Source organism: Streptomyces sp. NPDC054956, from assembly GCF_053609185.1.
Window position 1 is genome coordinate 22,476 of the sequence record NZ_JBSGXB010000061.1, and the last position, 7,540, is coordinate 30,015.

Sequence of the window (7,540 nt, forward strand, 5' to 3'; positions counted from 1 at the left end):
CCGCCGCCCGAAGCCTGCCGCGCCCGGGCGCGGGCAGCACTGTCCAGTCCAGGTCAGCGGCCTGCGGACGGTTCTGGCTGATGACCTGCGTCATGCGCTCGCTCTCCTCACGACGTGCTCCCGTACGTACCGACATCCGGGACAACAGAGGGGCGGGGCGGGGCATTCCCCGCGGGGGCGGCTTTCGGGGCCCGTTTCGCGACCAGGCTCATCCGCGGAGCCGGCCGAGCCACTCGGCCACCGCCCCCGTGATCACCTCCAGGGCCTCGTCCTGGGTCAGGTCCGCCTTCTTCGGCACGGCGAAGCCGTGGTCGCCGTTGGGCACTTCCACGAGCTCGTACGGGGCTTCGCGCCCGCCCGGCTCCGGGAACTCCGCGGGCCGCCCGAAGGGATCGCGGCCGCCCTGCACCACCAGCGCCGGCCGCCCGGCGCCGAGCAGTTCCTCGGCCCGGGACTTCTCCGGCCGGCCCGGCGGGTGCAGCGGGAAGGCCAGCGCCAGCACCCCGGCCGCGCCCAGCTCGACGGCGGTCCGGCAGGCCACCCGGGCCCCGGCGCTGCGTCCACCCGCGACGACGGGCAGGCCCGGCGCCGCGAGGACCGGCCAAAGCCCGCGCCAACCCTCGTCGAGCACCTTGGGCGCGGCGGCGACCTTCTTCCCCGCGACCCGCCAGGGCTGCTCGACCAGCGCCACGGTGACCCCGTGGGCGGGCAGGGCCGCGGCCAGGGCCACGAGGTCCCGGGCCTCGATCCCGCCGCCGGCGCCGTGGCCGAGGGCGAGCACGAGGCGGGCCCCCCGGGCCGGGGCCGGGTGCCAGGTGACGCGGGCCTCGCCCGCCGGGGTGGGGACGCTCTCGCTGCGCGTGGTCATCCCCCGATCATGCCGGGCTCAGAAGAGCGTGCTCTCCTCCGGCGCGGCCAGTTCCTCCAGCATCTCGGGCCCGTTGTTGCGCACGTTGCTCACGGCCGTGGAGACGGGGTAGGCGCGCATCAGGCCGCCCGGCGGCGGGGCGAGCAGGGCCTGGAGCTCGTCGGGGTCGGTGCGCGCCGGGTCCAGCCAGGCGTCCCACCGGTCCGGGGTGAGCATCAGCGGCATCCGGGGGTGGATCTCGGAGAGGGAGCGCGGTCCGTCGGCCGGGGCCACGCCCAGCGGTCCGGTCTCGGCCTCCGCGGTGAGCACCGAGCAGGTGGCCCACCAGGCGAGCGGGTGCTCGTCGGGCAGGGTCCGGTCGCGCCAGAACTCGTATATGCCGGCCATGGCGAAGACGGAGCCGTCGGCGGGGAGGACGAAGTAGGGCTGCTTGCGGGCCCGCTTCTTCTTCCCCTCGACCTCCAGCTGCCGCTCGTCGTGGGCGGTGACCCACTCGTAGTAGCCGTCGGCCGGGATGATGCAGCGGCGCTGCGCGAAGGGGCGGCGGAAGGACGGCTTCTCGGCGACGGTCTCGGACCGGGCGTTGATCATCCGGGCGGCGCCGTCGGGATTCTGCGCCCAGGACGGGACGAGCCCCCATTTCAGGACCCTGAGCTGGCGAACCGGACGCGGACTCGGAGCGTCTTTCAATGGACGGTCGAGGATGACGTGGACCTCTTTCGTCGGGGCCACGTTCCAGTCGGGGGCCAGGGTCTCCTCGGACTCCCACCGCTCCACGCCGAAGACCTCCACCAGATCCTCGGGCTTACGACTCGCTGCATACCTTCCGCACATGGCTGCCACACTGCCATGGCACCCAACCACCACCGCAAGGAGTCCGCCACCTCATGGACAGCAGCACCACCGCCGGCCTGTGGGACCGGCTCACCGGCATACAGGCCCTCCCCGACCGGTGGCTGGTGATCGCGACGGGCCTGGCCGCGCTGGCCACCGTGGGACCGCGCCCGCTGTGGCGGCTGTCGCGCAACGCGATCACCATCGCGCACGAAGGCGGCCACGGGCTGATGGCGCTGCTGACCAAGCGGAAGCTGCAGGGGATCCGGCTGCACTCGGACACCAGCGGGGTCACCCTCAGCCGGGGCAAGCCGGACGGCCTCGGGATGATCCTCACCGCCGCCGCCGGGTACACGGCGCCCTCGCTGCTCGGCCTCGGCGGGGCGGCCCTGCTCTCCGCGCACCGGATCACGCTGCTGCTGTGGGTGGCGACCGCGCTGCTGCTGGCGCTGCTGGTGATGATCCGCAACGCGTACGGGCTGCTGACGGTGGTGCTGACGGGCGCCACCTTCGTCCTGGTCTCCTGGCTGGCCACGGCCGACGTGCAGGCGGTCTTCGCCTACGCCGTGGTGTGGTTCCTGCTCCTGGGCGGGGTCCGGCCGGTGTTCGAGCTGGGGGCGAAGCGCCGGCACGGCGGAGCGCCCGATTCGGACGCCGACCAGCTGGGCCGCCTCACTCATGTGCACCCGGTGGCGTGGCTGCTGCTCTTCCACGTGGTCGCGCTGTGCTCGCTGGTCGGCGGCGGCCGCTGGCTGCTGGCGCTCTGAGCGAGGTCCGTCCGACCGCCGAGACGCCTCCGCGATCAAGATCTGTGGCCACCGGAAGCCACTAAAGTGGTGGCCATGACCGAGACCCCCGCTCTCCCCGCCCTCTGGCCCGCCCCGCTCGCCGACTCCGCCGTCCAGGCCACCGTCACCGTGCCCGGGTCCAAATCGGTCACCAACCGCGCCCTCGTGCTCGCCGCGCTCGCCTCCGAGCCGGGCTGGGTGCGCCGTCCGCTGCGCTCGCGCGACTCCCAGCTGATGTCCGACGCGCTGCGCGCGCTGGGCGTCGGCATCGAGGAGACCGTCTCCTCCAGCTCCGCCGGGGCGGGCGAGAGCGGCGAGGCCTGGCGGATCATCCCGGCCGCGCTGCACGGCCCGGCCACCGTCGACGTCGGCAACGCGGGCACGGTCATGCGCTTCCTGCCGCCGGTCGCCACCCTCGCCGCCGGAGACATCCGCTTCGACGGCGACCCGCGCTCCTACGAGCGCCCCCTCGGCCAGGTCATCACGGCGCTGCGCACCCTCGGCGCCCGCATCGACGACGACGGCCGCGGCGCGCTGCCGCTGACCGTCCAGGGCGGCGGGGCCCTGGAGGGCGGCACCGTCGAGATCGACGCGACCAACTCCTCGCAGTTCGTCTCCGCGCTGCTGCTCTCCGCCCCGCGCTTCAACCAGGGCGTCGAGGTCCGGCACGTGGGCACCAACCTGCCGTCCATGCCGCACATCCGGATGACGGTGGAGATGCTGCGCGCGGCGGGCGCCCAGGTCGACACCCCCGAGGCCGGCGGCGAGAAGAACGTCTGGCGGGTCGCCCCCGGCGCCCTGCTCGGCCGCGACCTGGTCGTGGAGCCGGACCTCTCCAACGCGCAGCCCTTCCTGGCCGCGGCCATGATCACCGGCGGTACGGTCACCATCCCGGACTGGCCGCGCCGCACCACGCAGCCCGGCGACGCGCTGCGCCGGATCTTCACGGAGATGGGCGGCTCCTGCGAGCTGACCGACGCGGGGCTGGTCTTCACCGGCACCGGCAAGATCCACGGCATCGACGTGGACCTGGGCGAGGTCGGCGAGCTCACCCCGGGCATCGCGGCGGTCGCGGCGCTGGCCGACTCGGAGTCCGTGCTGCGCGGCGTCCAGCACCTGCGGCTGCACGAGACGGACCGGCTGGCGGCGCTCACCAAGGAGATCAACGGTCTGGGCGGCGACGTCACGGAGACCGAGGACGGTCTGCGGATCCGGCCGCGCCCGCTGCACGGCGGCACGTTCCACACGTACGACGACCACCGGATGGCGACCGCCGGCGCGGTGATCGGCCTGGCCGTGGAGGGCGTGCTCGTGGAGAACGTGGCGACGACCGCGAAGACCCTGCCGGACTTCCCGAAGATGTGGGCCGACATGCTCGGCCAAGCCGTACGGGGAGCGGGAGCGTAGGGACCGCCATGCGCAGGTACGGCAAGCACACCGACGAGGACGACATCCGTCAGCGGCCCAACCCCAAGGGCAACCGGCCGCGTACGACCATCCGCCCCAAGCACGAGGACGCCTCCGAGGGCTTCGTCCTGACCGTCGACCGCGGCCGGCTGACCTGCTTGGTCGAGAACCGCACGATCCACGCGATGAAGTCCAGGGAGCTGGGCCGCAAGGCCGCGGTGGTCGGCGACCGCGTCTGGATCGTCGGCGACCTGTCCGGCAAGAAGGACACCCTCGCCCGCATCGTGCGGATCGAGGAGCGCAAGTCCGTACTGCGGCGCACGGCCGACGACGACGACCCGTACGAGCGCGTCGTCGTCGCCAACGCCGACCAGCTGGCGATCGTGACGGCCCTGGCCGACCCGGAACCGCGGCCCCGGATGATCGACCGCTGCCTGGTGGCCGCGTACGACGCCGGGCTGGAGCCGCTGCTGGTGCTCACCAAGTCCGACCTGACCTCCGCGGACAAGATCCTGGAGATCTACTCGACCTTCGGGCTGAACTACGTGGTCACCAACCGCGAGGAGCTGGCGACGGGCGACGCGGCCGACCGGGTGCGCGAGCACCTCAACGGCCGGATCACCGCTTTCGTCGGCCACTCGGGCGTCGGCAAGACCACGCTGGTGAACTCGCTGGTCGCCGAGGGCCGCCAGCGCGCCACCGGAGTGGTCAACGCGGTGACCGGCCGCGGCCGGCACACCACCACCTCCGCGCTCGCGCTGCCGCTGCCGGGCGCGGACGGCTGGGTCATCGACACCCCGGGCGTGCGCTCCTTCGGCCTGCACCACGTGGACCCGTCCCGGGTGATCCTGGCCTTCCCGGAGCTGGTGCCGGGTACCGAGGGGTGCCCGCGCGCGTGCAGCCACGACGAGCCGGACTGCGCGCTCGACAAGTGGGTGGAGGACGGCCACGCGGACCCCGCGCGGCTGTACTCGCTGCGGCGGCTGCTGCAGACGCGCGAGCGGCGCGAGGGCGACTGATCGCCCGTCGGCCGACGGCCGATCGCCCGCTGATCGGCGATTGATCGTCCGGCGGGGTTTGCCATACGTGATGTCTGGTAAATGCATAATCGCACCAAGTGGTGCGACGGCCGAGGCCAAGAGCTCACCACGTGACGCGGGGAGGCATACGCCATGGCGTGGCTGTTGGTCGTGGTCGCCGGAATCCTGGAAACGGGCTTCGCGGTCTGCCTCAAGCTGTCGCACGGCTTCACCCGGCTGTGGCCGACGGTCGCCTTCGCCTGCTTCGCGCTCGGGAGCTTCGGCCTGCTGACGCTGGCCCTGAAGAAGCTGGACGTGGGCCCGGCCTACGCGGTGTGGACGGGGATCGGGGCCGCGGGGACCGCCATCTACGGGATGGTCTTCCTCGGCGACCTGGTCTCCACCCTCAAGCTCGTCTCGATCTCGCTGGTCATCCTCGGCGTCATCGGGCTCCAGCTGTCGGGCTCGGCGCACTGAGGCCCGTCCGGCCCGTCCCCTCGGGGCCCTCGGCATCGGGGCCGGTTCCGTCGAGGCCCAGCCCGTTGAACAGCCGCAGCAGTTCCCCGGACCCGGGTCCCGGCTGGCTGGCCGGGGCGATCAGGTAGGACACCGCGAGCCGGACGGCCAGCTCGCACCGCTGCGCCCCCTCCCCCGCCGCGAAGGCCTCGCCGGCCCGTTCGCGCACGGCGCGGACCAGTTCGGCGGGCCCGAGCGCGGGCAGCCCCGGCCGCACCCCCCGCCCGGCCGGGACGGGTAAGTTCCCGTTCCAGCACCCCGTCAGCAGGGCCCGTACGAGGGGACGCGCCTCGGCCGCGCGCACGGTCCACTCCGCGACCTCCGCGAGCCGCTCGGCCGCTCCGCGCGGGGAGTCCAGCACCCGGTCCACCCCGTCGAGGTACCAGGCGGCGTCGCGCCGGACCAGGGCGTGGCCCAGGCCCGCCTTGCCGGCGAACTCGTTGTAGAGGGTCTGGCGCGACACCCCGGCGGCGGCCGCCACGTCGACCATCCGCACGGCCGGCCAAGGGCGCGCCGCGAGGGCCGCTCCCGCCGCTTCCAGCAAGGACTCCCGGGCCGTCGGCACCGTCGCCTCCCCCTTTGACGTCTCCGCCAGAGTTGACGGACCGACAGGTCCTGTCAAGGGTGCGCGGCCCGCACCGTGGACGCCCGCCACGGGGGCCCGGCGGTCTCGGTACTGTTCGGCCATGTCCGAGTATGACGATGACCTGCGCCTTGCCCTCGAACTCGCCGACGCGGCGGACGCCGCCACGATGGAGCGGTTCCGCGCCCTCGACCTCAAGGTCGAGACGAAGCCCGACATGACCCCGGTGAGCGAGGCCGACACCGCCACCGAGGAGATCGTCCGGGCCGGGATCTCCGCCGCGCGGCCCGACGACGCGATCCTGGGCGAGGAGTACGGCCTCAAGGGCGACGGCCCGCGCCGCTGGGTCGTGGACCCGATCGACGGGACGAAGAACTACGTGCGCGGCGTGCCGGTCTGGGCGACGCTGATCTCCCTGATGGAGGAGGACCCCGCGGACGGGGTCTTCCGGCCCGTCGTCGGCGTGGTGTCCGCCCCGGCACTGGGCCGCCGCTGGTGGGCGGCGCGCGGCAAGGGCGCGTACACGGGAGGCGCGCTCGGCGCGACCACCGCGCTCGGCGTCTCCAAGGTCGCCGACCTGGCCGACGCCTCCTTCGCCTACTCCTCGCTGAGCGGCTGGGAGGAGCAGGGGCGGCTGCCCGGCTTCCTCGACTTGACCCGCGCGTGCTGGCGCACCCGTGGCTACGGCGACTTCTGGCCGTACATGATGGTCGCCGAGGGCTCGCTCGACCTGTGCGCCGAGCCGGAGCTCAACCTGTGGGACATGGCCGCCCTGGCGGTCGTGGTGGAGGAGGCCGGCGGCCGCTTCACCGACCTGGACGGGGTGGACGGCGTGCACGGCGGGAACGCGGCGGCCTCGAACGGGCTGCTTCACGGGCGGATGCTGGAGCTGCTGCGCCCGAGCGCCTGATCCCGTGCGCCCGTACGTGCTGAGCACACCACCTTACGCGCCTCCTTGCTGACACTCCGTGTCCATGGGAATCTGGGACTCCTCCGCTTGTGCGCTTGTGAAGGCCTTCTCTAAGTGAAGGCCTTCGCGGCGCACCCCACCCGAGCGGAGGGACTCTCAGGAGGTGGCTCTCTTCATGCTCGTCCGTGACGCCATGAGCACCGTGATCCTCACCCTCGGACCCACTCACACCCTGCGTCAGGCGGCCTGCCTGATGTCCGGCCGACGCGTCGGCGCGGCGGTCGTCCTCGATCCCGAGCACAGCGGCATCGGCATTCTGACCGAGCGCGACATCCTCAACTCGATCGGCGCGGGGCACGACCCCGACCGCGAGTCCGTGGGCGCGCACACCACCAACAACGTGGTCTTCTGCACGCCGGACGCCACGGTGCAGGAAGCCGCCGAGGCGATGGCCCACGGCGGCTTCCGGCATCTGATCGTGCTGGAGGACGGCGGCCCCGTGGGCATCGTCTCCGTCCGCGACGTCATCCGCTGCTGGGCTCCGAGCCGGCGCAGCCGCGTACCCGCGTAGAGCCGGAAACAGCCGACGGGCCGGCGCCCCCTCTCGGGGACACC

The 7,540-nt window shown here is 73.3% G+C and carries 9 protein-coding genes; 6 read left to right on the forward strand and 3 right to left on the reverse strand.

Going from position 1 to position 7,540, the window contains the following annotated elements:
* Nucleotides 1-208: 208 nt before the first annotated feature.
* The gene (locus ACWGDE_RS13445; RefSeq protein WP_453389114.1) at nucleotides 209-868 is read right to left on the reverse strand and encodes an alpha/beta hydrolase family protein; all 660 of its coding nucleotides are present in this window, start codon (nucleotides 866-868) and stop codon (nucleotides 209-211) included.
* A gap of 18 nt (nucleotides 869-886) precedes the next feature.
* Complete coding sequence (locus tag ACWGDE_RS13450) at nucleotides 887-1,702, reverse strand: SOS response-associated peptidase (protein WP_453389115.1); 816 nt, start codon at nucleotides 1,700-1,702, stop codon at nucleotides 887-889.
* A 53-nt stretch (nucleotides 1,703-1,755) separates the two neighbouring features.
* Here ACWGDE_RS13450 and ACWGDE_RS13455 point away from each other — a divergent pair, with 53 nt between their 5' ends.
* From ACWGDE_RS13455 to ACWGDE_RS13470, 4 genes are all read left to right on the forward strand, one after another.
* Nucleotides 1,756-2,469, forward strand: coding sequence for a M50 family metallopeptidase (locus tag ACWGDE_RS13455; RefSeq protein WP_453389116.1), 714 nt, complete (start codon nucleotides 1,756-1,758; stop codon nucleotides 2,467-2,469).
* Between the two features lie 75 nt (nucleotides 2,470-2,544).
* A complete protein-coding gene (gene aroA, locus ACWGDE_RS13460; protein ID WP_453389117.1) occupies nucleotides 2,545-3,897 on the forward strand; it encodes a 3-phosphoshikimate 1-carboxyvinyltransferase in 1,353 nt (450 codons plus the stop codon).
* An 8-nt stretch (nucleotides 3,898-3,905) separates the two neighbouring features.
* Nucleotides 3,906-4,916 (forward strand): ribosome small subunit-dependent GTPase A, encoded by a 1,011-nt coding sequence (gene rsgA, locus ACWGDE_RS13465; RefSeq protein WP_453389118.1) that lies wholly within the window; start codon nucleotides 3,906-3,908, stop codon nucleotides 4,914-4,916.
* A 153-nt stretch (nucleotides 4,917-5,069) separates the two neighbouring features.
* Nucleotides 5,070-5,393: a DMT family transporter gene (locus ACWGDE_RS13470; protein ID WP_069921864.1), complete on the forward strand. Its 324-nt coding sequence runs from the start codon at nucleotides 5,070-5,072 to the stop codon at nucleotides 5,391-5,393.
* Here the strand turns inward: ACWGDE_RS13470 and ACWGDE_RS13475 are convergent.
* The gene (locus ACWGDE_RS13475; protein WP_453389119.1) at nucleotides 5,359-5,997 is read right to left on the reverse strand and encodes a TetR/AcrR family transcriptional regulator; all 639 of its coding nucleotides are present in this window, start codon (nucleotides 5,995-5,997) and stop codon (nucleotides 5,359-5,361) included. The two genes, ACWGDE_RS13470 and ACWGDE_RS13475, sit on opposite strands and share 35 nt — an antisense overlap.
* A 121-nt stretch (nucleotides 5,998-6,118) precedes the next feature.
* Between ACWGDE_RS13475 and hisN the strand changes: the two genes are divergently transcribed.
* Nucleotides 6,119-6,925, forward strand: coding sequence for a histidinol-phosphatase (gene hisN / locus ACWGDE_RS13480; RefSeq protein WP_453389120.1), 807 nt, complete (start codon nucleotides 6,119-6,121; stop codon nucleotides 6,923-6,925).
* 175 nt (nucleotides 6,926-7,100) lie between these two features.
* The gene (locus ACWGDE_RS13485) at nucleotides 7,101-7,496 is read left to right on the forward strand and encodes a CBS domain-containing protein (protein WP_453389121.1); all 396 of its coding nucleotides are present in this window, start codon (nucleotides 7,101-7,103) and stop codon (nucleotides 7,494-7,496) included.
* The last annotated feature ends 44 nt before the right edge of the window (nucleotides 7,497-7,540 follow it).

Bases quoted from the DNA above. Each gene is read 5' to 3' on its own strand.
- ACWGDE_RS13445 (WP_453389114.1), bottom strand. From the start codon at position 868: ATGACCACGCGCAGCGAGAGCGTCCCCACCCCGGCGGGCGAGGCCCGC.
- ACWGDE_RS13450 (WP_453389115.1), bottom strand. From the start codon at position 1,702: ATGTGCGGAAGGTATGCAGCGAGTCGTAAGCCCGAGGATCTGGTGGAG.
- ACWGDE_RS13455 (WP_453389116.1), top strand. From the start codon at position 1,756: ATGGACAGCAGCACCACCGCCGGCCTGTGGGACCGGCTCACCGGCATA.
- aroA (WP_453389117.1), top strand. From the start codon at position 2,545: ATGACCGAGACCCCCGCTCTCCCCGCCCTCTGGCCCGCCCCGCTCGCC.
- rsgA (WP_453389118.1), top strand. From the start codon at position 3,906: ATGCGCAGGTACGGCAAGCACACCGACGAGGACGACATCCGTCAGCGG.
- ACWGDE_RS13470 (WP_069921864.1), top strand. From the start codon at position 5,070: ATGGCGTGGCTGTTGGTCGTGGTCGCCGGAATCCTGGAAACGGGCTTC.
- hisN (WP_453389120.1), top strand. From the start codon at position 6,119: ATGTCCGAGTATGACGATGACCTGCGCCTTGCCCTCGAACTCGCCGAC.
- ACWGDE_RS13485 (WP_453389121.1), top strand. From the start codon at position 7,101: ATGCTCGTCCGTGACGCCATGAGCACCGTGATCCTCACCCTCGGACCC.